The 21507-nt window shown below is 63.6% G+C and carries 18 protein-coding genes; 10 read left to right on the forward strand and 8 right to left on the reverse strand.

The window, feature by feature from the left end; genetic code table 11:
- Window positions 1-25: 25 nt before the first annotated feature.
- Entirely contained in the window at window positions 26-2134 is a 2109-nt protein-coding gene (locus tag VM94_RS00910; protein WP_082127495.1) for a bifunctional rhamnulose-1-phosphate aldolase/short-chain dehydrogenase, read from the reverse strand.
- 313 nt (window positions 2135-2447) lie between these two features.
- Between VM94_RS00910 and VM94_RS00915 the strand changes: the two genes are divergently transcribed.
- The 7 genes from VM94_RS00915 to VM94_RS00945 all read left to right on the forward strand — a co-directional run bounded on the left by VM94_RS00915 (window position 2448) and on the right by VM94_RS00945 (window position 9723).
- Window positions 2448-3287 carry a DeoR/GlpR family DNA-binding transcription regulator gene (locus VM94_RS00915; RefSeq protein WP_046681789.1) on the forward strand — a complete coding sequence of 280 codons (840 nt, stop codon included), beginning with the start codon at window positions 2448-2450 and terminating at the stop codon, window positions 3285-3287.
- A gap of 99 nt (window positions 3288-3386) precedes the next feature.
- Window positions 3387-4373, forward strand: coding sequence for a rhamnose ABC transporter substrate-binding protein (rhaS, locus tag VM94_RS00920; protein WP_409929623.1), 987 nt, complete (start codon window positions 3387-3389; stop codon window positions 4371-4373).
- Between the two features lie 76 nt (window positions 4374-4449).
- Entirely contained in the window at window positions 4450-6003 is a 1554-nt protein-coding gene (locus VM94_RS00925) for a sugar ABC transporter ATP-binding protein (RefSeq protein ID WP_046681791.1), read from the forward strand.
- Window positions 5991-6989 carry an ABC transporter permease gene (locus VM94_RS00930; RefSeq protein WP_046681792.1) on the forward strand — a complete coding sequence of 333 codons (999 nt, stop codon included), beginning with the start codon at window positions 5991-5993 and terminating at the stop codon, window positions 6987-6989. The genes VM94_RS00925 and VM94_RS00930 overlap by 13 nt, the downstream gene beginning before the upstream one ends.
- A gap of 29 nt (window positions 6990-7018) precedes the next feature.
- Window positions 7019-8023, forward strand: coding sequence for an ABC transporter permease (locus tag VM94_RS00935; protein ID WP_082127517.1), 1005 nt, complete (start codon window positions 7019-7021; stop codon window positions 8021-8023).
- Between the two features lie 3 nt (window positions 8024-8026).
- Window positions 8027-8341, forward strand: coding sequence for an L-rhamnose mutarotase (gene rhaM / locus VM94_RS00940; protein WP_046681793.1), 315 nt, complete (start codon window positions 8027-8029; stop codon window positions 8339-8341).
- A gap of 8 nt (window positions 8342-8349) precedes the next feature.
- Window positions 8350-9723, forward strand: coding sequence for an FGGY-family carbohydrate kinase (locus VM94_RS00945; RefSeq protein ID WP_138828953.1), 1374 nt, complete (start codon window positions 8350-8352; stop codon window positions 9721-9723).
- Between the two features lie 157 nt (window positions 9724-9880).
- On the opposite strand, the gene VM94_RS00950 is transcribed toward VM94_RS00945, so the two are convergent.
- The 4 genes from VM94_RS00950 to VM94_RS00965 form a co-directional block, all read right to left on the reverse strand.
- Complete coding sequence (locus tag VM94_RS00950; protein WP_034752546.1) at window positions 9881-10243, reverse strand: BON domain-containing protein; 363 nt, start codon at window positions 10241-10243, stop codon at window positions 9881-9883.
- Between the two features lie 267 nt (window positions 10244-10510).
- Window positions 10511-11878 (reverse strand): sigma 54-interacting transcriptional regulator, encoded by a 1368-nt coding sequence (locus VM94_RS00955; protein WP_046681794.1) that lies wholly within the window; start codon window positions 11876-11878, stop codon window positions 10511-10513.
- The gene (locus VM94_RS00960) at window positions 11875-12417 is read right to left on the reverse strand and encodes a hypothetical protein (protein WP_046681795.1); all 543 of its coding nucleotides are present in this window, start codon (window positions 12415-12417) and stop codon (window positions 11875-11877) included. The genes VM94_RS00955 and VM94_RS00960 overlap by 4 nt, the downstream gene beginning before the upstream one ends.
- Window positions 12414-13826, reverse strand: coding sequence for a sensor histidine kinase (locus VM94_RS00965; RefSeq protein ID WP_046681796.1), 1413 nt, complete (start codon window positions 13824-13826; stop codon window positions 12414-12416). Before VM94_RS00965 ends, VM94_RS00960 begins: the two co-directional genes overlap by 4 nt.
- Window positions 13827-14108: 282 nt before the next feature.
- Here VM94_RS00965 and VM94_RS00970 point away from each other — a divergent pair, with 282 nt between their 5' ends.
- Window positions 14109-16979 carry an insulinase family protein gene (locus VM94_RS00970; protein WP_046681797.1) on the forward strand — a complete coding sequence of 957 codons (2871 nt, stop codon included), beginning with the start codon at window positions 14109-14111 and terminating at the stop codon, window positions 16977-16979.
- Between the two features lie 131 nt (window positions 16980-17110).
- On the opposite strand, the gene VM94_RS00975 is transcribed toward VM94_RS00970, so the two are convergent.
- Both VM94_RS00975 and VM94_RS00980 read right to left on the reverse strand, forming a co-directional pair.
- Entirely contained in the window at window positions 17111-17515 is a 405-nt protein-coding gene (locus VM94_RS00975; RefSeq protein WP_046681798.1) for a VOC family protein, read from the reverse strand.
- Window positions 17516-17572: 57 nt separating this feature from the next.
- On the reverse strand, window positions 17573-18463 hold the full coding sequence (locus tag VM94_RS00980) for a helix-turn-helix transcriptional regulator (RefSeq protein WP_046681799.1): 891 nt from the start codon (window positions 18461-18463) through the stop codon (window positions 17573-17575).
- A 128-nt stretch (window positions 18464-18591) separates the two neighbouring features.
- On the opposite strand from VM94_RS00980, the gene VM94_RS00985 reads away from it, so the two are divergent.
- A complete protein-coding gene (locus tag VM94_RS00985; protein ID WP_046681800.1) occupies window positions 18592-19635 on the forward strand; it encodes a methyltransferase domain-containing protein in 1044 nt (347 codons plus the stop codon).
- Window positions 19636-19752: 117 nt separating this feature from the next.
- A complete protein-coding gene (locus VM94_RS00990) occupies window positions 19753-20505 on the forward strand; it encodes an SDR family oxidoreductase (protein WP_046681801.1) in 753 nt (250 codons plus the stop codon).
- Here the strand turns inward: VM94_RS00990 and VM94_RS00995 are convergent.
- A complete protein-coding gene (locus VM94_RS00995) occupies window positions 20502-21443 on the reverse strand; it encodes a LysR substrate-binding domain-containing protein (RefSeq protein WP_235432782.1) in 942 nt (313 codons plus the stop codon). The two genes, VM94_RS00990 and VM94_RS00995, sit on opposite strands and share 4 nt — an antisense overlap.
- Between the last annotated feature and the right edge of the window lie 64 nt (window positions 21444-21507).

Below are 21507 nucleotides of genomic sequence, written 5' to 3' on the forward strand. Positions count from 1 at the left end.
ATGGCCGGCTGCGTCGTTTTTTAGATTAACGTGTAAATGCGGCCGCGTTGCCCGCGTCGACATTGATGATATTGCCCGTGCTCTTGGCGGCCTTGTCGCTGGAGAGGAAATATACGGCTTCGGCAATATCTTCCGGCAGCACACTACGTTTGAGCATGCTGCGCTGGCGATAGAATTCCTCGATGTCCCCCGTCTCGATCTTGTTCGAGGCGGCCCGCTCTTCCTTCCACTTGCCGTCCCAGATGCGCGAGCCGCGGATGACGGCATCGGGGTTGACCACGTTGACGCGGATGCCGTGCGGCGCCCCTTCTAGCGCGATGCAGCGGGCCAGGTGGATTTCCGCCGCTTTGGCGGTGCAATAGGCCGAGGCGCCGGCCGACGCCACCAGGCCGTTCTTGCTGGCGACAAACACCATGCTGCCACCGAGCTTCTGCTGCTGCATGATGCGGAAAGCGGCGCGGCTGACGAGAAAGTAGCCGGTCACGAGGATCGACTGGTTGCGCTCCCACATCTCCAGGGTCGTTTCTTCCAGCGGCGCCGAGGAAGCGATGCCCGCGTTCGACACCAGCAGGTCGATGCCGCCAAAGCGCAGCGCGGCCGCGTTCAGGATGGCCTCGACGTCGCCTTCGGCCGTGATGTTCGCCCGCACCGTGGCGATATTGTCGCGTCCCGCCACCTTCAGCAGGCTCTGCTCGGCCTCTTCCAGCGCGGCGCCGTCGATATCGGTGAGCATCACGCAAGCGCCTTCCTGCAGCAGCTGTCGCGCCACGGCCTGGCCGATGCCGCCGCCGCCGCCCGTCACGAGCGCAATGCGTCCGGCCAGGCTTTTGGGTTTGGGCATGCGCTGCAGCTTGGCTTCTTCCAGCAGCCAGTATTCGATGTCGAACGCTTCCTGTTCCGGCAAGCCCACATAGGTGTCGACGCCATTGGCGCCGCGCATCACGTTGATGGCGTTGACGTAGAACTCGCCGGCGATGCGCGCCGTGGCCTTGTCCTTGGCGAACGACAGCATGCCCACGCCGGGGATCAGGTAAATGATGGGGTTGGCGTCGCGCACGGCGGGGCTGTTGTCGCGCTTGCAGCGCGTGTAATAGGCCAGGTAATCGGCGCGGTAGGCGGCCAGCGCCTCATCCAGGCCGGCGATCAAACGATCAAAATCAGGATAGGCCGGATCGAAGTCGATGACGAAGGGGCGGATCTTGGTGCGCAGGAAGTGATCGGGGCAGGAAGTGCCCAGCGCGGCCAGCGGCAGCAGGTCGGCGCTGCAAACGAAATCGAGCACGTTGGCGCTGTCGTCGAAGTGGCCCAGCTTGTACTCGTCCTGGCTGATCTTGCCGCGCAGCAGAGGCATCAAACGCTGCGCCAGGGCCGCGCGCTCGTGCGCCGGCAGCGGCACGGATTTGGCGCCGCCGAACGCCGGCTGCGTGGTGTTGGCCGCCAGCCAGTCTTCCGCGCGCTTGATGATGGCCAAGGTGGTTTCATAGCAGGACTTGGCCGTATCGCCCCAGGTAAACAAGCCATGGCCTTCGAGGATGATGCCTTTCAAATGCGGCTGCGACTGAGACAGCGCTTCGAGTTTGAGGCCCAGGTCGTAGCCGGGACGCTGCCATGGCAGCCAGCCCAGTTCGCCTTCAAAAATCTTGTGCGTCAGTGCCTGGCTGTTGGCGCAGGCGGCAATGGCGATCACGGCATCCGGGTGCATGTGGTCGACGTGCTTGCGGGCGATGTAGGCGTGCAGGGGCGTGTCGATGCTGGCCGCGCGCGGATTCAGGTTGAAGGTGCAATGGGGCAGGTAGGCGACCATTTCATCTTCCAGCGCCAGGCCGCGGTAGCGGCCTTTGAGGGCGCGCAGCTTGTCCATGTACAGGGTGGAAAAGCCGTCGAGCTTGATGCTTCCCAGGTCGCCGCCGGAGCCTTTCACCCACAGCACGTCGACTTGCTCGCCCGTCAGGTGATCCGTCATGGCGATCTTGGCCGAGGTATTGCCGCCGCCAAAATTGGTGATGCGCATGTCCGAACCGAGCAGGTTGGAACGGTACAGCAGAAGCTCCGGTTCACTCAAGGTCGCGGCGTGCGCATCGTCCCATAACGAGGCCATGGGCGCAGGCGGTGTGGTGTCCATCGTGGCGGTCATACAGTGTCTCCATTCTTGGTTGTGCGTGCGGATTGTCATGGCCGCATCTGTGTGCGGGACGCCATGACGGCAACGCCCAGTAGAAGCCAGCGGCCTGATCATGTCAATCAACAAGCAATCAAAAACGTGAGGGAAACGCAAATAATCATCATGTTGATTGGAACTCCAATCACGCATTTGCGCGCTCGCCAAATAATCACCATGTTGATTGATTGAATGTTGACATGCACTGCTCAACTGCTTAGGCTGGCTCACCGATAAAGAAGTCGTCCCCGGGCAGCTGGTACGGGAGAGGACTCAAAAAGGAGACAACGTGGTTAATCACAAACGCCGCAAAGGGCTGTTGAAGTTACTTGCCGAGCATGGCGTGGCGAGCGTCGACCAATTGGTCGGCTGGCTCAATTCGTCGCCGGCAACGGTACGGCGCGACATCGCGTGGCTGGCCGAACGCAGCCTGCTGGTGCGCACGCGTGGCGGCGCCGAAAGCCTGCCGCAGAAGAAACAGCGCACGTTTGCCCTGTCAGGCGACACCTTCCATAACAATATCGACCGCTGCGCCGCGCAAAAACGCGCGATCGCCCGGCATGCCTGCGGCCTGTGCAGCGATGGCGACACCATCATCATCAATGGCGGCACCACCACCTACCGCATGGTGGAATTCCTCGTCGACAAGCGCCTGAAAATCCTCACCAATTCCTTTCTCATGGCCGAGCAATTATTGCGCAGCAGCGAGAACGAAATCATCCTGCCCGGCGGCAAGGTGTACCGCGAACAAAACGTCATTCTGAGTCCCTTCGACAACGACATCAGCCAGCACCATTACGCCGGCAAGATGTTCATGGGCATCTATGGCTTGTCGATGCTGGGCTTGATGGAAGCGGATCCCTTGCTGATCCAGGCGGAAAAACGCCTGATCAGCCAGGCCGAAGAGCTGATCGTGCTGGCAGACAGTTCCAAGTTCGCCCGCAAGGCAGGGCTGATCCTGTGCGGCCTGAACCGCGTGTCCTGCGTCATCACGGACACCGGCGCATCGGATGCGGCCGTGCAGATGCTGGAGCAGTCGGGCGTCAAGGTCGTGGCCGTGGCGCCCGAGGCGCTGGCGGAAGCGGCCATGCCGCTGTCGCCGGCGGAGCAGGCGTGGCAAGAGCAATAGGCAATACCTAGTCAGTGGAAAACAGAGGGCTGGAGACATGGTGTCTACCGCCCCGGCAGCAACAATAAAAGGAGACGTGGCATGAAACTGAACAAGATGATGGTGACGGCATTGAGCATGTGCATGATCGGTTGCCTGGCCAGCAGCGCCCAGGCGGCGGAAAAAATCAAGATCGCCATGGTCGTCAAGAGCCTGGGCAACGGCTTTTTCGACGCCGCCCACGAAGGCGCGAACGAGGCGGCCAAGCAACTGGGCGATGTGGAAATCATTTACACGGGCCCCACCACGGCAACGGCGGAAGGGCAGATCGAAATCATCAGCTCGCTGATCAGTCAGAAGGTCAACGCCATCGTCATTTCCGCCAACGACGCCAATGCGCTGGTGCCGATCACCAAGAAAGCCATGCAGCGCGGCATCAAGGTCATCTCGTTCGACAGCGGCCTGGCCAAGGACGGACGTTTGATGCAATTGAATCCGTCCAGCCCCGCGCTGATCGGCCAGAAGCAGATTGAAATGGCGGCCGACGCCATCGGCGGCGCGGGCGACATCGCCATCCTGTCGGCCACGGCGCAGGCGACGAACCAAAACATCTGGATCGGCGAAATGAAAAAGACGCTGGCCCAGCCCGCGTACGCCAAAATCAAGCTGGTGGCCACCGTGTATGGCGACGACCAGTCCGACAAGAGCTACCGCGAAGCCATCGGCTTGTTGCGCAGCAACCCGAACCTGAAAGCCATCATCGCGCCGACCACGGTGGGCATCAATGCGGCCGGCAAGGCCGTGGCCGATGAAAAGCTCGTCGGTAAAGTGTACGTGACGGGCCTGGGCCTGCCATCGGAAATGGCCGGCCACGTGAAGAGCGGCGCCGTGAAAAGCTTTGCCATCTGGAACCCGATCGACCTCGGCTACGCGGCCACGTATGCAGCCCATCAATATGTCACCGGCAAGGCCGGCAGCAAGCCCGGCGACACCATCGCCGTGGGCCGCATGGGCAAGCTGACCCTGGATGCCAGCGGCGAAGCGGCGCTGGCGCCACCGTTCACCTACAACAAGGATAACGTCGACAAGTTCTCGAAGATTTTCTAAGACTGTCGGCGGCTTTTGCCGGGTCAGGGCCTCTGGCCCGGCCTGGCCTACGAAATCTCTTTTGTGCGAACGGACCATGTCACAGAATCCCCCTATTTCCGTGCCGGCGGAGGCGCCGGTGCTGCGCCTGTCCGGCATCTGCAAGCATTTCGCCGGCGTTGTCGCGCTGCACGAGGTTGGCCTCTGCGTGCGCGCCGGTGAAGTCATGGCGCTGATCGGCGAAAACGGCGCCGGCAAGTCGACCCTGGTCAAGACGTTGACGGGCATCTATCAACCGGACGCGGGCAGCATGCAGCTGGGCGGCGAAACCGTCTCTTTTTCCAGCCCACAAGATGCGATGGATGCCGGCATTACCGCCGTGCACCAGGAAACCATGATGTTCGAAGAACTCACGGTGGCCGAGAACATCTATATCGGGCGCCAGCCGCAAACGGGCTTTCCCGCGCGCATAGATTGGCCGCGCATGGCGGCCGAGGCGGAGAAAATCTTCGCGCGCCTGGAAGTGCAGTTGCCCGTCTTGGCCAAGGTCAAGGAACTGAGCGTGGCGCAGCGCCATTTCGTGGAAATCGCCCGCGCCCTGTCACAAGAGGCGCGCGTGGTGATCATGGATGAACCGACGGCCTCCCTGTCGCAGCGCGAAATCCACGAGCTGTACCGCATCATCGCCCAACTGCGCGCGGCGGGCACGGCGGTGATTTTCATTTCGCACAAATTCGATGAAATCTTTACCGTCGCCGATACCTACACGGTGCTGCGCGACGGCCATTTCGTTGCCGCCGGCGCGCTGGCCGACATCACGGAAGCGCAGTTGGTGTCGCTGATGGTGGGACGCACCATCGAGCAAGTGTTCCCCAAGGTGGACGTGCCGCTCGGCCCCACCGTGCTGGAAGTGACGCAACTGTGCCACCCGACGGAATTTCACGACGTCAGTTTCTCTGTGCGGCAAGGCGAAATCGTCGGCTTCTACGGCCTCGTGGGCGCCGGCCGCTCGGAAGTGATGCAGGCGCTGTTCGGCCTCACGCCGGGCGTGAGCGGCAGCATTGCCATTGGCGGGCAGCAAGTGGCCATCGGCTGCGCCAGCGACGCCATCGGCCACGGCATCGCCTATGTGCCGGAAGACCGCCAGCACCAGGGCGCGCACCTGTCGATGTCCATCGTGCAAAACATCACCTTGCCGATTCTGGACAGCATCGGCTTTTTCCTGCGGCCACGGCGTTCCCAGGAAACGGCCATCGCGCGCCACCTGAGCGAGCAGCTCGAATTGAAGGCCAGCCACTTTACGCAGATGGTGTCGGAATTGTCGGGCGGCAATCAGCAAAAAGTCGTGCTGGCCAAGTGGCTGGCCACCAAGCCCAGAGTGATCATTCTCGATGAACCCACCAAGGGCATCGATATCGGCTCGAAGGCGGCCGTGCACCGTTTCATCAGCGAGCTCGTCACGCAAGGCCTGTCCGTGATCCTCGTGTCGTCCGAGCTGCCCGAAGTGCTGGGCATGGCGGACCGCATCGTCGTCATGCACCAGGGCCATATCCACCGCGTCTTTGCACGCGCCCAGGCGACCCCTGAAAACGTCGTCGCCGCCGCGTCCGGCAGCGGCCAGCCGCACGAGGAGCTGGCATGCGCTATCTGAAACAACGCGAAGTCCAACTGGCCCTGCTGATCGTGCTGCTGGTGCTGCTGGTGGGCCTGCGTTCGCCCGTCTTCCTGACCCTGGGCAGCCTGTCCAGCCTGCTTACCGACAGCACCTTGCTGATCATGCTGGCGCTGACGCAAATGTTCGTCATCATCACGCGCGGCATCGACCTGTCCGTGGCGTCCAACCTGGCCCTGTCGGGCATGCTGTCGGCTCTGCTGGCCGTGCACCATCCGCAGTTGCCGCTGGCGCTGGTGATCCTGGCGGCGCTGGGCATCGGCCTGCTGCTGGGGCTGCTCAACGGCTACCTGATCGGCTACCTGGACTTGCCGCCCATCGTCGTGACCCTGGGCACCATGAGCGTGTACCGGGGCCTCGTATTCGTGCTGTCGGGCGGCGCCTGGGTGTCCTCGCACCAGATGCCGGCCGCCTTCATCGATTTCCCGCTGACGCGGCTGCTGGGCGTGACCCACCTCGTGTGGATCGCCGCCGCCGCCATCGTGCTGACCTGCTACCTGGCCCGCTATACGCGCTTCGGGCGCGACCTGTATGCGATCGGCAACCAGCCGCAGGCGGCCCGCTACGTCGGCATCGCCACGGCGCGGCGCCTGCTGTGGACGTATGGACTGTCAGGCCTGATGGCCGGCCTATGCGGCTATCTGTGGGTGGCGCGCTATGCCGTCGCGTATTCGGAAATCGCCTACGGCTTTGAATTTACCGTGATCGCGGCCTGCGTGATCGGCGGCATCAGCATCGCCGGCGGCGCCGGCACGGTGGGCGGCGCAGTGCTCGGCTCGCTGTTCCTGGCCGTCATCAACAATGCCTTGCCCATCGTCAAAGTCTCGCCCTTCTGGCAAAGCGCGCTGACAGGGATCGTGATCCTCACGGCCGTGCTGCTCAATGCGCGCGGCAACAAGAACACGGGCCGCCAAATCCTGCCGCTGGCGCGGCTCACCCCTACAACTCACAGGAGCGCCACGTGAACGCCACTGTCCCCACCTTGCACGGCAGCATGCCGGAGACGGCGCCAGTGCGTTCGCGCTACACCATCCTCGACCGCAAGGCGCACCGCATCGGCCAGTATTTTGCCCATTGGGAAGCGTTATTGGCGCTGCTGCTGATCGCCGTGTTCGCGGCCAACAGCGTGCTGCTGCCGAATTTCCTCGACGCCTACAATCTGGCCGACAGCACCTTCAACTTCAGCGAGAAGGCGTTGATCGCGCTGCCAATGGCCTTGCTGATCATTTGCCGCGAGATCGACATTTCCGTTTCCGGCATCCTGGCGCTGTCCTCGGTGGCGATAGGGTTTGCGCATCACCACGGCGTGCCGCCGCAAGGCTTGCTGTTCGTCGCGCTGGCCATGGGTGCCCTCTGCGGCTGCCTGAACGGCGTGCTGGTGACGCGCTTCGCCCTGCCGTCGATCGTCGTGACGATCGGCACCGTGGCCCTGTTCCGCGGCCTGGCCAGCGTGATCCTGGGCGACCAGGCCTACACGGGCTATCCGCAACTGCTGATCGACTGGGGGCAAGGCTATTTCTTCGACATCGTGCCGCGCCCCTTCGTCATCCTGCTGCTCTTCACCGCCCTGTTTGCCGTGCTGCTGCATGCCACCAGCTGGGGCCGGCGCATCTACGCCATCGGCTGCAATCCCGGCGCCGCGCGCTTTTCCGGCGTGGCCGTGGACCGCTACCGCTTCGCCCTGTTCGTGGCGACGGGCACCATGGCGGGCCTGGCCGCCTGGCTGCTGACGGGACGCATCGGCAGCACGCGCCCGAACATCGCCATGGGCTGGGAACTCGAAGTGATCACCATGGTCATCCTGGGCGGCGTGAGCATCGCCGGCGGCAAGGGCAGCATCGGCGGCGTGCTGCTGGCCGTGCTGCTGCTGGGCATGGTGACGTATGGCCTGGCGCTGCTCAATATTCCTGGGGTCATCATGACGATTGTCGTCGGCATCTTGCTGCTGATCACGATTGCACTGCCGCGCCTGTTGAACCGCAAACACACACGAAAATAAACCATGCAACAGATCGCTTTCAAGATGCAGTTGAAACCCGGCCATGCCGCCGAATACCAGCGCCGCCACGACGCCATCTGGCCCGAGCTGGCCAGCCTGCTGCACGAGTCGGGCGTGCGCGACTACAGCATCTTTCTCGATGAGGATACGGGCGCGCTGTTCGCCGTGCTGCGCCGCATGGACGGCCACGCGATGGAGGCGCTGCCGCAACATCCCGTGATGCGCCGCTGGTGGGCGCACATGGCCGACCTGATGGAAACGCAGGCCGATGCGTCGCCCGTCGCCGTGCCTTTAACCCCCATGTTTCACCTCGCATAAGGACGGCCGTGACCATCGACGCCACCGTAGTACTCGATATCGGCAAGACGAATGCCAAGCTGACCCTGCTCGACGCCGCCGGCGCCATCCTGGCCGAAGAGCGCCGCCCGAACAGCATCGTGCACGCAGGGCCGTATCCGCACCACGATACGGAGCGCCTGTGGGACTGGCTGCAAACGGGCCTGGCCGCCTTTGCGCGCCTGGCGCACGTCACCGCCATCGTGCCCGTCACGCATGGTGCCACGGCAGCGCTGGTCGACGATGACGGCCTGGTGCTGCCCATTCTCGACTATGAATCGACCTTGCCGCAATCGCTGGCGGCCGAGTATGCCAGCTTGCGGCCCGCGTTCGGCGACAGCCTGTCGCCACAGTTGCCATGCGGCCTGAACCTGGGCTTGCAACTGTTCTGGCTCGCGAAAACCTACCCGCAGGAGTTTGCCAACGCGCGCCATATCCTGACCTATCCGCAATACTGGGCCTGGCGGCTATCGGGCGTGGCCGCCAGCGAAGTGACCTCGCTCGGTTGCCATACGGATTTGTGGCAGCCGCAGCTAGGGACCTATTCATCGCTGGTGGAGACCATGGATTGGACGCCATTATTTGCGCCGTTGCAATCGGCATGGACGGCGCTCGGACCCGTGCTGCCGCAGTGGCGCGAGAACAATGGCTTGCTGCCCGATTGCCAGGTGCTGTGCGGCATCCACGACAGCAATGCTTCTTTGCTGCGCTATCTCGATGCGCAAGAGCAAGCCCAGCCGCGCACGGTCTTGTCGACCGGTACCTGGGCGATTGCCGCCGCCTTCGGTGCACCCCTCGGCCGGCTCGATGAAACGGCCGACATGCTGGCCAATGTGCATGCGCTGGGCCAACCCGTGGCCTGCATGCGCTTCATGGGCGGGCGCGAATTTGCCGTGCTGGCGGGCAGCGAACCTCAAGTGTGCGGCGTGGACAATATCGCACGCCTGGTCAGCCAGGGTACGCTGGCGCTGCCCTGCTTTGCGGAATCGGGCGGCCCCTTCGTCGGGCAGGCGGGGCGCATCGTCGGGCCAGCCCCACGTACGGCCCAGGAACGCTATGCGCTGGCCACCCTGTATTGCGCGCTGATGAGCGATTATTGCCTCGATGCCCTCGATGCCCAAGGCGCCGTGACGGTGGAAGGCAGCTTCACGGACAACCCGCATTTCGCCGCCCTGCTGGCGGCCTTGCGGCCAGGGCAGGAAGTGAGCGTGTCGCAAGACGCCAGCGGCACGACGTGCGGCGGCTGGATGCTGCACCGCTGGGGCGAGGTGCCGGCGATGGAGGCGACGGTGGAGCCCATGATGGAAGTGGATGGTTTGACCGCATACCGTGCGCAATGGAGGGCGATTTGCAGGTCGGATTAGGTCCGCAGGAGCGTCATCCGACAACATCACCAGCGCTGGCCAACAATGTTGTCGGGTTACGCGCTTTGCGCTAACCCGACCTACGCACTGCTGGTGTAAACGAAAAATGCCCTGTCCGCAGACAGGGCAACCCGGAGTAAAGTACAGCGCGAGGGGATTAACCGGCGGCTTTGACTTTCAGCTCGTTCTTGATTTCTTTCACGCCGCTCACGGAAGCGACGATCTGCACGACGCGGTCACCCGCTTCGGCGCTCGGCACGTCGCCCGACAGGACGACCACACCTTGCTGGGTTGCTACCTTGACTGGCAGGGCAGCGGCTTGCGCATCGGCGCTCAGGGCGGCCTTGGCCGAGGAAGTGATGGTTTCATCAGGGACGGCTGCGGCAGCGTTGGCGGCCACGACGGTGTCAGCAGGAGCTTGTGCTTTTGGTGCGGAGTCAGCGGCATGCGAAGCGGTGATCGAGGCGCCCGACAGTACGATAGCGGCAACCAGGGTATTGAACAGTTTCGATGTTTGCATGGTAGTTCCTCTCAATGAAGTTAAAAGCTTCTTACTTGGATAAAGCAACACTTTGAAGCGTCACATCTACCCATACAGCAAGCGCCGTGCCAGCTTTTAAATTTCATTTAAAATCAAGTACTTAGAGTCACACTCGATTTTTCCAGCCCATTTCGCGGCGATCTGGCCCGAAAAAGGGGGCTTTCTGTCGCCTGGCAGCGACAGCTTGTGGCAAGACCGTCAATGTTTTACGCCAAGCCCCTGATTTTTAACGCTTTATTTTTGTCGCTATTCAGCGACAGGGTCGCCATCGCCCCGGAACAGGGCCGGCGTCAGCTCGTATTTCTGCAATAAGCGGTAGAACTCCGTGCGGTTGCGGTCGGCCAGGCGGGCCGCGTCGGCCACGTTGCCGTCCGTCAGGCGCAGCAGCTGAATCAGGTAGTCGCGCTCGAAGCGCTGCTTGGCTTCGTTATAGCTGAGCGCTTCCAGCGACGGCACGCGCAGGGCTCGCTGCACCAGCGACAAGGGCACCAGCGGCGCCGTCGCCAGCGCGCACACTTGCTCAACGACATTGACCAGCTGGCGCACATTGCCGGGCCATGGTGCGGCCACTAGGGCCGTCAAGGCGTCGGGCGCGAAACCGTTCAAGGGTTTTTGATACTTGGCTGCCAGTTTCTGCAGGAAATGGTTCGCCAGCAGAGAGATATCTTCGCGTCGCTCGGCCAGCGGCGGCAAGGTCAAGGTCACAACGTTCAGGCGGTAATACAAGTCTTCGCGGAATTGCCCCTCGGTCATCGCCACGTCCAGGTCGCGGTGGGTCGCCGACAGCAAGCGCACGTCGACCGGACGCGTCTGGTCGGCGCCGACGGGGCGCACGGCCCGCTCCTGCAGCACGCGCAGCAGTTTCACCTGCAGCGGCAGCGGCATGTCGCCGATCTCATCCAAAAACAGGGTGCCGCCATCGGCCGCCTGGAACAAGCCTTCGCGGTTGCCGACGGCGCCCGTAAACGAGCCTTTGACGTGGCCGAACAATTCCGATTCCAGCAGCTGCTCGGGAATGGCGCCGCAGTTGACGGCGATGAACGGCGCCTTGGCGCGACGGCTGGCATTGTGCAGGGCGCGCGCCAGCAATTCCTTGCCCGTGCCGCTGGGGCCGCGAATCAGGATGCTGGCATCGGACCCGGCCACCAGCTTGGCTTCGGCCAGCAGCTCGGCCATCTGCGAACTACGGCTGATCAGCTCGGCACGCCAGCTCTCGTCGCCGGACGCTTGCGCCGGCATGACGGTGGACAAATTGATGGCATACGCCACTTTTTCCATCAGCAGCTTGCCATCGAACGGTTTCGTCAGATACGCAAACGCGCCGCGCGCCGTCGCGTCGACGGCGTCGGGAATGGTGCCGTGGGCAGTCAACAGGATGACGGGCAGGGCCGCATGCTGGCGGCGGATTTCATCGAACAAGGCCAGGCCGTCGCGGCCCGGCAATTGCACGTCGGTAATGACCAGGGCCGGCAATTCCACGGCCAGGCGCGCCAGCGCCGCTTCCGCGCTGCCCACGGCCGTCACGCGATAGTTGCCCGCCTTCAGGCGGATGGTCAGCAGGCGCAGCAGGTCGGGATCGTCGTCGACCAATAAAATGTGGGCGTGCTCGCTCATTTCGGCGCTCCCGCAGCAGGGCGCACGGACAGGCTGCGCTCGATATTCTTTAACGCTTCGAGTTTTTCATTGAGCAAGTCGTTGCGGCGCTGGGCGTCGCGCAGCTGCGTGTTGAGCTTGTCGATGCTCTCTTCCTGGCGGCGCAGTTCCGCATACTGGCTGCCCAGCAATTGTGCCAGCGGCGCCAGCAGTTGCGCATCCTTGCCCGTGGCCGTCAGCAATGGTTCCAGCAGCGCCTGCGCGCGGGCCAGGTCGCCGGGACCGCGCAAGGCCGCTTGCAGCATGGCGCGGCGTAGCGTGTTCTGCGGCGCATGGTCGGCTTTCGCCAGGTCCAGCTGCGCTTTCACCAGTTCCGACGGCGTCATCAGGCGCAAGGCGCTTTGATACGCGAGCAGTTCGGTCAGCTGGGGATCGGCCACCACCACCACGCGGGGCGGCGTTTGCACCAGCACGGGCGTCTGGATGGGGGGCTTGGCGGCGCAAGCGCCCAAGAGCAATGCGCAGGCGACCATGGCGCCCAGGGAAATTCTCGTCATCATAAGGGCAGTTCTATCCGAAAATGCGCGCCGGCGGGGCGCGGTAAAAGAGTGACGCTGCCATCGTGGGCGGCGATATATTCGCGCACGATGGACAGGCCGATGCCATTGCCGTTGCGCGCGCCGGCCGCCTGGCGCACTCCCTGGTAAAACGGTTCAAAAATACGCGCGGCATCCTCGGGCGCCACGCCGGCGCCCTCGTCGATGCAATCGATGCATACGCGGCCGCCTGCGCAAGACAGGGTGAAACGCACGGTGCCGCCCTCCGGGCTGAAGCGCACGGCATTCGACAGCAAATTCGCCAGCGCCGTCGCCAGCTTGTCGCGGTCGGCCTGCACGATCATGGATTCGCCCTGCACCTCGACCGTCAAACGGCGGGCCAGCCATTGCAGGCGCTGCCCGGCCACCACATCTTGCAGCAAGACGAGCAAATCGACCTTGCTGTGCGCCAGGTGCTGGGCGTCAAAAGCGGCGGTATTGTAGCGCAGCAAGTCCTCGATCTGGGTTTGCAAGGACGCCGTGTTTTGCTGCAGGATGCCGGCAATCTCGCGCTGGCTGTCGCTGAGCTTGCCCGCCACCTCGTCTTCCAGCAAGGCCACGCCTTCGCGCAGGGCCGCCAGCGGGGTTTTCAATTCATGCGAAATATGGCGCAAAAACCGTTCCTTGTCGGCATCGAGATCCGCCAGGCGCTGGCGCAACCAGTCCAGCTGCTGGCCCAGGCGGCGCGTGTCGGCCGGGCCGCCGACGACGATGGGCTGGTCGTAGCGTTTGTCGCCCAGACGCTCGATGGCCGTCTTGATGCGGCGCAGCGGACGCGACAACAGAAAACCGAAGCAGGTGGCCAGCACGGCCGCCAGCAGCACGGCGCCGCCCACCAGCACGCCCAGCAGGCGGCGCTGGCGCTCCAGCTCGGCCAGCAGCGCGTCGTTGCGGCTGCCGATTTCCGTCTTGCTTTCGCGCGCCAGGCTGTCATTGATCTGCGCCATGCGGGCAAACGCGCGGTATACGACGGCGTGGCCATCGCGCTTGCGGCGCTTGCCCGCCTGTAAAACTTCCCAGGCCGATTGCGCCTGCACCGTCCATTCGTCGGCCAGCTGGGGAGCGAACTCGGGCGTGGCACGGTTCAGTACTTGCAGCGCCGCCGTCGCTTCGTCGCGGGCCGCCGCGAAACGCTCGCGGAACACGGGATCATCGAGCACGAGAAATTGGCGCGCGCTGCGCTCCATGGCCAGGGTGCGCTCGGACAGGCGCTGCGACTGTTCCGTCAGGGCAATCGCCTGCGCCGCCGTCTCGCGCCCCAGCCGCGCCAGATGTTCCAGGGTCAGCAGGGCTTGCACGGAGGTGGCCGTCAAAATGCCCGTCGTCAAAATGAAGGCGGCAAATAACAATTGGCGAAAGGAAAGTCGAGACAAGGTAGGCGCCTTCGGTTCAGTCTGGAGAGTAAAAGGCGCATGGTACGCTAAGCCTCCATCGCGGGGCGCCAGCTGTCAAAAATAGCCTATTTGGCAACCTTGTTGCTTTTGCGTCCGACAAGCAAGCGGCGGCGGCGGCGCGCAGATACTCCTAGTACAATAGGGAAAAACTTCATACAGGCATCAAAGTGGCCCCGGCCCTGGCATTACGCCGCTTTGCCCCCACATGTGATGCAGCCCCACCGACTATCCGAATCACCTACCGCAGAGATCCCATACCGCATGAGCACATTTGAAAAAGTCAGCAGCAACTTCATTCCAGTCTTGCAGGCAACCATCGAGCAATATGTCGAGCCAGCAACGGGCATGCGCCATATCCACATGCATACCGAGCAGGCTGAGATGGTGTTCCTGGTGGCCTTTCCCACTGTGCCCGAAGTGAGCGACGGGCGCGCCCACATCCTGGAACACCTGGCCTTGTGCGGCTCGTCGCGCTACCCGGTGCGCGACCCGTTCTTCTCGATGCTGCGCCGCTCGACGGCCACGTTCATGAATGCAATGACCTATGCGGACCGCACCGTGTACCCGTTCGCCAGCACCGACCGCAAGGATTTCTTCAACCTGCTCGATGTGTACCTCGACGCGGCCTTCTTCCCGAACCTCGATTACCTGAATTTCCGCCAGGAAGGCTGGCGCCATGCGTTCGAAGGCGACAAGCTCGTCTACCAGGGCATCGTCTTCAATGAAATGAAGGGCGCGTTTAACAGCCCCATGCGCGCGCTCGACAGCGGCATCGCCAGCGCCTTGCTCAAAGGCACGACGTATGAAGTGGAATCGGGCGGCGATCCGCTCGACATCCCCGAACTGACGCATGAAATGCTGAAAGAATTCCACGCCAGCCATTATCACCCTTCGCAAGCCGTGATCATGACCGCCGGCAATATCGAAGCGTCGGCCGTGCAGGAACAAGTCGCCGAGCGCGTGTTGTCCAAGCTCAGCGGTTTCTCCGAACGCCGCCTGCCGCAGCTGGCGCCCGCATGGACGGCGCCACAGGAAAACATCGTCAAAATTCCTTCGCAGGAAGCGCGCGACGATGAGTTCGGCCTGCAATTCGCCTGGCTGATGGGCGAGTCGAGCGACCCCATCGCCTATTACCACGCGCATCTGCTGTCGCACGGCTTGCTCGGCGAATCGTCGGCGCCCGTCATGCGCGCCATGGAATCGGCCGGCTATGGCCGCCCATCGGACATGAATGGCCGCGACGCGGGCATCCGCCAGATGGTGTTCCACATCGGCATGGAAGGTTTAACCCAAGAACAGATCGCCGATGCGCACCAGCGCATCTGGACGGCCCTGGAAGAAACAGCGGAAGAGGGCATTCCCGCCGCCGTGCTGCACGCAGCCTTGCGCGACATCAAGTACAGCCAGCGCGAAATCAGCAGCGGCCGCATGCCTTACGGCCTGGGACGCTTGCTGCACGCCTTGCCGCTGGCCATGTATGGCGGCGACGTGATGGACGCGTTCGACAATGCGGCCATCCTGGAAACCCTGGAACAGCAGATCGACGATCCTGAATTCTTCAAGCAGCTGGTGCGCGAGCTGATCGCCAATCCGACCCGCTTGACGACGCACGTGGTGCCCGACAGCGCCTACTTCACGGCCCGCGCCGCCCAGGAAGACGCCAAGCTGGCGGCCTTGCAGGCGACGCTGACGGATGCCGAGCGCGAGCACATCGTGGCCGAGTCCGCCGCGCTGGAAGCGCATCAGCAACTGCCATCGAATTCCGAAGTCTTGCCGCGCATCCGCCCTGGTGACGTCAGCGCACTGCCGCGTCCGGCCCTGCCGATTCCAGCCGCCGTCGACGGCGCCGTGGCGTTCAGTATCGCCTCGAACGGCATCAGCTATGCCAACGTGCTGTACGACGTGTCGAACTTGCCGGAAGCATCGTGGCCATGGCTGCGTTTGTACACGGACCTGGCGCCGGAACTGGGCGTGGGCGACATGTCGTTCGACGACGCCAGCGCCTGGCGCCAGAGCATGGTGCCCTCGTTCCACATCGGCCTGGAAGCCATTCCCCGCCCGCAACAGGCGATGCGCGTGGAACTGTCGTTCTCGGCCAGCGGCTTGCGCGAAGAACATGCGGCCATCGCCGCCGTGCTGTCGGCCTGGATCGCCAAGCCCCGCTTCGATGAAGAAGAGCGCCTGGCCTTCCTGATCGAAAGCCTGGTGCAAGACAAACTCTCCAGCCTGGCCGAGTCCGGCAACCGCTACGCCATGCTGGCCTCGGCAGCTCCCCTGTCGCCCACGCGCCGCTTCGATGACATCGTCGGCGGCCCGGCAGCCTTGCCGTTCTACCGCCGCTTGCAGCAGCTGAGCAAGACGTCGGCAGGCTTGCAGGAAATCGCGCGCGAACTCGACACCCTGCACGCGCACATCATCGCCCAGCAGCCAACCGTGCTGTGCGCCGGCCTGGAGCAGGATGGCATCACCCTGGCTCGCTTGCTGGAATTGCCTGCAGCCAGCACGGACGCTACCGCATCGACAGAGGCGGCCGCGCCGGCAGCTTTGCCGCTGGCCAACACGGCCCTGCATGCGACAAGCCAGATCAACCATTGCTTCGTTTCCTGGGCCGTACCGGGCGTGCACAATCCGGACGCTTCGGCCCTGGCTGTGGCCGCCGAACTGATGACCAACCAGGTGTTGCATACGGCCCTGCGCGAAAAAGGCGGCGCCTATGGCGGCAGCGCCAGCTACGCGGCCGGCGCCGGCACGTTTACGTTAAGTTCCTACCGCGATCCGCGCCTGGCGGGCACATTCGCCGACTTCGGTACGACCCTCGATCAAATCCTCGACGGCGATTTCTCGCAGGAACAAGTGGAAGAAGCCATTATCTGCGTCATCAAGGGCCTCGACAAGCCGCACTCGCCGTACGCGGAAGCGCTGACGGCGTGGAACATGCAGCAGCGTGGCACGACGGAAGCCGTGCGCCAGCAATTCCGCACCGGCGTGCTCAATTGCACCCTGGCGCAGATCAAGGAAGTCACGCGCACGTGGCTGAAAAACGGCCAGCCTAGCCGCGCCGCGTTTGCGGGCAACACGACGCAGGACCTGGCCGGGCTGGAAGTGGTGGATTTGCTGGCGCTGGCTTCTTAAGCTGGGCAGGCGGATCGTGTCGGATTACGCGGCGTGCCGCCGCTAATCCGACCTACGCTACGAATCGGGTAGGTCGGATTAGCGCAGCGTAATCCGACAACATTGTTGGCCTGTCTTGTCGGATTGCGCTGCTATTGCGGTACGGCGCTCGGCTCCATGTACATCAGTTCCCACTGATGCCCATCAGGATCCTGGAAACTGTGTCCATACATGAAGCCGAAATCCATCGGCTCCTTGTAGATGCTGCCGCCCGCCTGGACGGCCTTCGCCACCAGCTCATCGACTTCGCCGCGGCTCTCGGCCGACAGACACACGAGCACTTCCGTCGCCACCTTGGTGTCGCACAGCTGCTTGGGCGTGAATTGCTTGAATTTGTCGTGCGTCAACAGCATGACGAAAATGTCGTCGGCGACGATCATGCACGTCGCCGTTTCATCCGTGAAATGGGCATTGAAACTGAAGCCCAGCGCCGTGAAAAACGCGACGGAGCGTTCCAGCGACTGGACAGGCAGATTGACAAAGATTTTGCGGGCCATCATGTCTCCTTGTGGGTCGTATGAATATGTGCTGCCCGCCGATTCTACACCGGCTGTTCAGCCCTTCGCGCGCGCCACGGTCTTCGGCGCGTAGCCGAAATAGCGGCTGAACGCGGCGCTGAAATTGGCCGGGTGGCGATAACCGGTTTGCCAGCCCGCCTGCGCCACCTGGCAACCATTTTCCAGCAATAACTTTGACCGCTGCATGCGCAACGCCAGCAGGGTGCGCTGCGGACTGTCGTTGTAGCGGTAGCGCCATCCCTGCTTGAGCTTGAACAAGCTCAGTCCTGCTTGCGCGCACAGGTAATCGAGCGTGAGTTCCTGCGCCATCTGTTCCTGCATCAGCGCGTGGACGCGTTCCAATCTGGCGATATCGGCCTCGGACCAGCGCGGCACGGGAGAGGGCGCCGGCCGCAGTGCCCGCAGCTGTTCCGCCAACAGGCTGAGCACGCCGATATGCACGTCCAGCGGGTCCGTCGCGCGCAGCAGCGAGCGGGCATGCAGGGCGCAGGCCGCCGTCGTGGCCGCATGCGCCAGCTGGCGCGCGCCGCCGTCGGGCAGCAGGGACGCCAGGCCTTCCGGCCAGTAGCGCGCCAGCGCTTCTTCCCCCACCAGCACGCGCAATTGCGCCGCCCGCTGATTCGCCTCGAAACGGCGCTCGCCGCTCGTGTGGCGAAACGCCGTCACCGTCGTATGGCCGCCCCGGAAACGCAATTGTTCGCCATCGCGCGTGACGTAGCCGGACGCGCCTTCCAGGCCGATGGTGATCACCATGCCGCCCGCATCGTCATGCTTCGATTGCTCGACGAGCGCCAGCCGTGGGCGGTAATCGGAGTGCACGAGCAGCAAGCCCTGGTCGACCTGGCGCTGGTCGGCGCGGCACTCTTTCAACCCCGGGTCCAGCTGGCGCCGCGTCCAGCCTGCCGCTTCCCTGTCCTGTTCCCTCATCGCTCCTCCCGTCCTTGCGCGCCGTCGCGCATACGAAATGCGCCGTGCCGCATACAAATGCAAATGATAATTATTCTCATTGTTGCATAAAATAGGCATACACGCCCATCTCGTCGAAAGGAACTTTCATGTCATTCACGTCACAGCATGCCTTGCAGCCTTACTGGGACCTGGCCGTCGCGCCCGTGCAGGCGGACGGGCTGGCCGCCGCCCTGGAACTGGGTATTTTCGATGTGCTGGCCACGCCGCACACGCCGGCGCAGCTGGCCGACACCCTGTCGCTGCATGCGCCGCACACGGCCCTGCTGCTGGAACTGCTCTGGAGCATGCAGGTGCTGGAGCGCGACGGGGCCGCTGCGGATGCTGAAGCAGACACACAACGCTACCGCTGCACGGCCAGCACCTTGCAGTATTTCTGCCGCAACTCCGTGGCCTTCTGCGGCGATGCCTGGCTATACCGGCTGCATGCGCTGCGTCAATTCGCCACGCAGTTACCTGCCCTCGTGCGCGACGGCGGCAAGGTGGCGCCCTACAACACGGCGAACGGGGTCAACTGGGCCGCCGCCGCACAGCAGCAAATTGGCCAGGAACAACGTGCCGTCACCATGCGCGCGGCCCTGTCCGTGATGCAGCGCATCGCCCCGTTTGCGGACGGCAACACGCCCTTGCGCCTGCTCGACGTAGGCGGCGGCCCGGGCTGGGTGGCCATTGCGCTGGCGCAAGCCCATGCAGGCTTGCACGGTTGCGTGTTCGACTGGCCGGAAACGGTGGCCGTGGCGGCCGCCAACATCGCCCATGCACAACTATCCGACCGCCTGGAAACCTTGGGTGGCGACCTGGGCTGCGACGACATCGGCAACGACTACGACCTGATCTGGTGCTCGTCCGTGCTGCATTTCGTGCCCGACATGGCGGCGGCCTTGCGCAAGATGCAGACAGCGTTAAAACCCGGTGGCGTACTCGTCTGCGTACAGGCGGAAATCGCCCCGGCGCCGGGCGACGCGGCACGCGTGCTGCCGTACTACTTGCCGATGCGCATGCTGGGCCGCAAGGTGACACGGCACGGTGAATTGGCGCGGCTGCTGCGCGACACGGGCTGGCGACAAGTGGAGCAGTACGGCGCCAGCGATTTCCCCATGGCGCCCGTGCAAGTGCTGATTGCTCGTTCCTAACAATTACCATTTAGCAATTATCTTTTTTATAGCAAAAAGGGACGCAAATGCGCTAAGCTGTGCCGGCATTGATCGATGTCATCCGCAGCACTCTGCTGCCTCCACAGGGAATCCATCATGAGTCTACATATCGCAGGGAAAGTCGTCGTCATCACCGGTGCCAGCAGCGGCCTGGGAGAAGCCACCGCGCGCCATCTGGCCGCACTGGGCGCTTCCGTCGTGCTTGGTGCGCGGCGCATGGATTTGCTCACCATCATCGCCGAGGAAATCACGGCGGCCGGCGGTCAGGCCGCCATCGCCCAGACCGACGTGACCCAGGCGGGCGACCTGACGCGTTTGATCGACACGGCGCTGGCCGTGTTCGGCAAGGTCGACGTGCTGATCAACAATGCGGGGTTGATGGCCATCGCGCCGATGAGCGCCTTGAAGGTCGACGAATGGAATAACATGATCGATATCAACATCAAAGGCGTACTGAACGGCATCGCCGCCGTGCTGCCGCATTTCCAGGCGCAAAACAGCGGCCACATCATCAATATCTCGTCGGTGGCGGGACAAAAAGTCTTCAGCCCGGGCGGTACCGTCTACAGCGGCACCAAGTTTGCCGTCAGCGCCATTTCGGAAGGCTTGCGCCATGAGCTGGCGGCCAGCGGCGGTACCATCCGTACCACCGTCATTTCACCGGGCGCCGTGGACACGCCACTGAGCGAGGGCAGCAGCCATGCCGAGAGCGCCAAGGCCGTCAAGGAGTTCTACGAGATTGCCATTCCCGCCGCCTCAGTGGCGCGCGCCATCGCGTATGCGATCGAGCAGCCAGCCGACGTGAGCATCAATGAAATCGTGCTGCGCCCGACGGCGCAGGCGTTTTAAGCGGAATCTTGCTGCAGCGACTCGATAATCAGGCTGGCCAGGCGCTCGACGGGCGGCCTGGACACGCTGGACACACGCAGCAGTTCCAACGACAGCGGGGGCAGGGCGGGCAAGCCCGCCGCCACGTGATCGAGCGCACGCACGCTTGAGGGCAAGCCCAGGCCCGTGCGCACCGTCACGCCCAGCCCGGCTGCGGCCGCCGCCCACAGTCCGGCCAGGCTGGGACTGGTAAACGCCGTGCGCCAGGCGATGCCGGCATGGTCCAGTGCCTGCGTGGCGCAGCGCTGGAACAGGCATTCGCGGTCAAACGCAATGAGCGGCAACGGCTCGCCCGACTCGGGCCGCCAGGCCAGGCTGGACGAGGCGATCCAGCGCATGGCCGGTTCGGCAATATGCTGGCGCTGCTGCTGCGGATATTCGGCCACGTCGGCGATGCAGGCGCCGCCCCACAGCAGGGCCAGGTCCAGCTGGCCCATGGCCAGCCCTTCCATCAGGGCCGTGTTGCGCGCCACGTGCGCCTCGATGCGCACTTTCGGATGCGCGCGGGCAAAACGCCCCAGCACGTCAGGCAGCAAGGCTTCGCCAAAATCCTCCTGCAAGCCCAGCCTGATCCAGCCTTCCAGTTCCGCCCCGCGCAAGGCGACGGCCGCCTCGTCGTTGAGCTCCAGCAGACGGCGCGCATAACCGAGCAGCACGTCGCCGGCGGGCGTCAGCGCCAGCCCCCGGCCATCCTTGCGGAACAGCGGCATGCCCGCCTGCTCCTCGAGTTTTTTCAGCTGCGCGCTGACGGCCGAGGTGGAACGGCCCACCTTGTCGGCCGCGCGGGCAAAGCTGCCCAGCTCGATGCCAGCCACATAGCTGCGCAGAAAGGCGATGTCGAAATTAAGCAGGCTCATGGCGTAGAAGCAATCGTCCGGTTTTTTGGGATGGTGTCGCATAAATTATCTGATATTCAGAATGATCGTAGCGCGCGACACTGTCAGGGTCAACCACTTTTCTCTC

The organism is Janthinobacterium sp. KBS0711, assembly GCF_000988085.1.
GTDB classification, from domain to species: Bacteria; Pseudomonadota; Gammaproteobacteria; order Burkholderiales; family Burkholderiaceae_D; genus Janthinobacterium; species Janthinobacterium lividum_E.

Bases quoted from the DNA above. Each gene is read 5' to 3' on its own strand.
- VM94_RS00955 (WP_046681794.1), bottom strand. From the start codon at position 11,878: ATGAGCGAGCACGCCCACATTTTATTGGTCGACGACGATCCCGACCTG.
- VM94_RS00985 (WP_046681800.1), top strand. From the start codon at position 18,592: ATGTCATTCACGTCACAGCATGCCTTGCAGCCTTACTGGGACCTGGCC.
- VM94_RS00925 (WP_046681791.1), top strand. From the start codon at position 4,450: ATGTCACAGAATCCCCCTATTTCCGTGCCGGCGGAGGCGCCGGTGCTG.
- rhaM (WP_046681793.1), top strand. From the start codon at position 8,027: ATGCAACAGATCGCTTTCAAGATGCAGTTGAAACCCGGCCATGCCGCC.
- VM94_RS00960 (WP_046681795.1), bottom strand. From the start codon at position 12,417: ATGATGACGAGAATTTCCCTGGGCGCCATGGTCGCCTGCGCATTGCTC.
- VM94_RS00910 (WP_082127495.1), bottom strand. From the start codon at position 2,134: ATGACCGCCACGATGGACACCACACCGCCTGCGCCCATGGCCTCGTTA.
- VM94_RS00995 (WP_235432782.1), bottom strand. From the start codon at position 21,443: ATGCGACACCATCCCAAAAAACCGGACGATTGCTTCTACGCCATGAGC.
- VM94_RS00935 (WP_082127517.1), top strand. From the start codon at position 7,019: ATGCCGGAGACGGCGCCAGTGCGTTCGCGCTACACCATCCTCGACCGC.
- VM94_RS00975 (WP_046681798.1), bottom strand. From the start codon at position 17,515: ATGGCCCGCAAAATCTTTGTCAATCTGCCTGTCCAGTCGCTGGAACGC.
- VM94_RS00930 (WP_046681792.1), top strand. From the start codon at position 5,991: ATGCGCTATCTGAAACAACGCGAAGTCCAACTGGCCCTGCTGATCGTG.
- rhaS (WP_409929623.1), top strand. From the start codon at position 3,387: ATGGTGACGGCATTGAGCATGTGCATGATCGGTTGCCTGGCCAGCAGC.
- VM94_RS00980 (WP_046681799.1), bottom strand. From the start codon at position 18,463: ATGAGGGAACAGGACAGGGAAGCGGCAGGCTGGACGCGGCGCCAGCTG.
- VM94_RS00950 (WP_034752546.1), bottom strand. From the start codon at position 10,243: ATGCAAACATCGAAACTGTTCAATACCCTGGTTGCCGCTATCGTACTG.
- VM94_RS00970 (WP_046681797.1), top strand. From the start codon at position 14,109: ATGAGCACATTTGAAAAAGTCAGCAGCAACTTCATTCCAGTCTTGCAG.
- VM94_RS00990 (WP_046681801.1), top strand. From the start codon at position 19,753: ATGAGTCTACATATCGCAGGGAAAGTCGTCGTCATCACCGGTGCCAGC.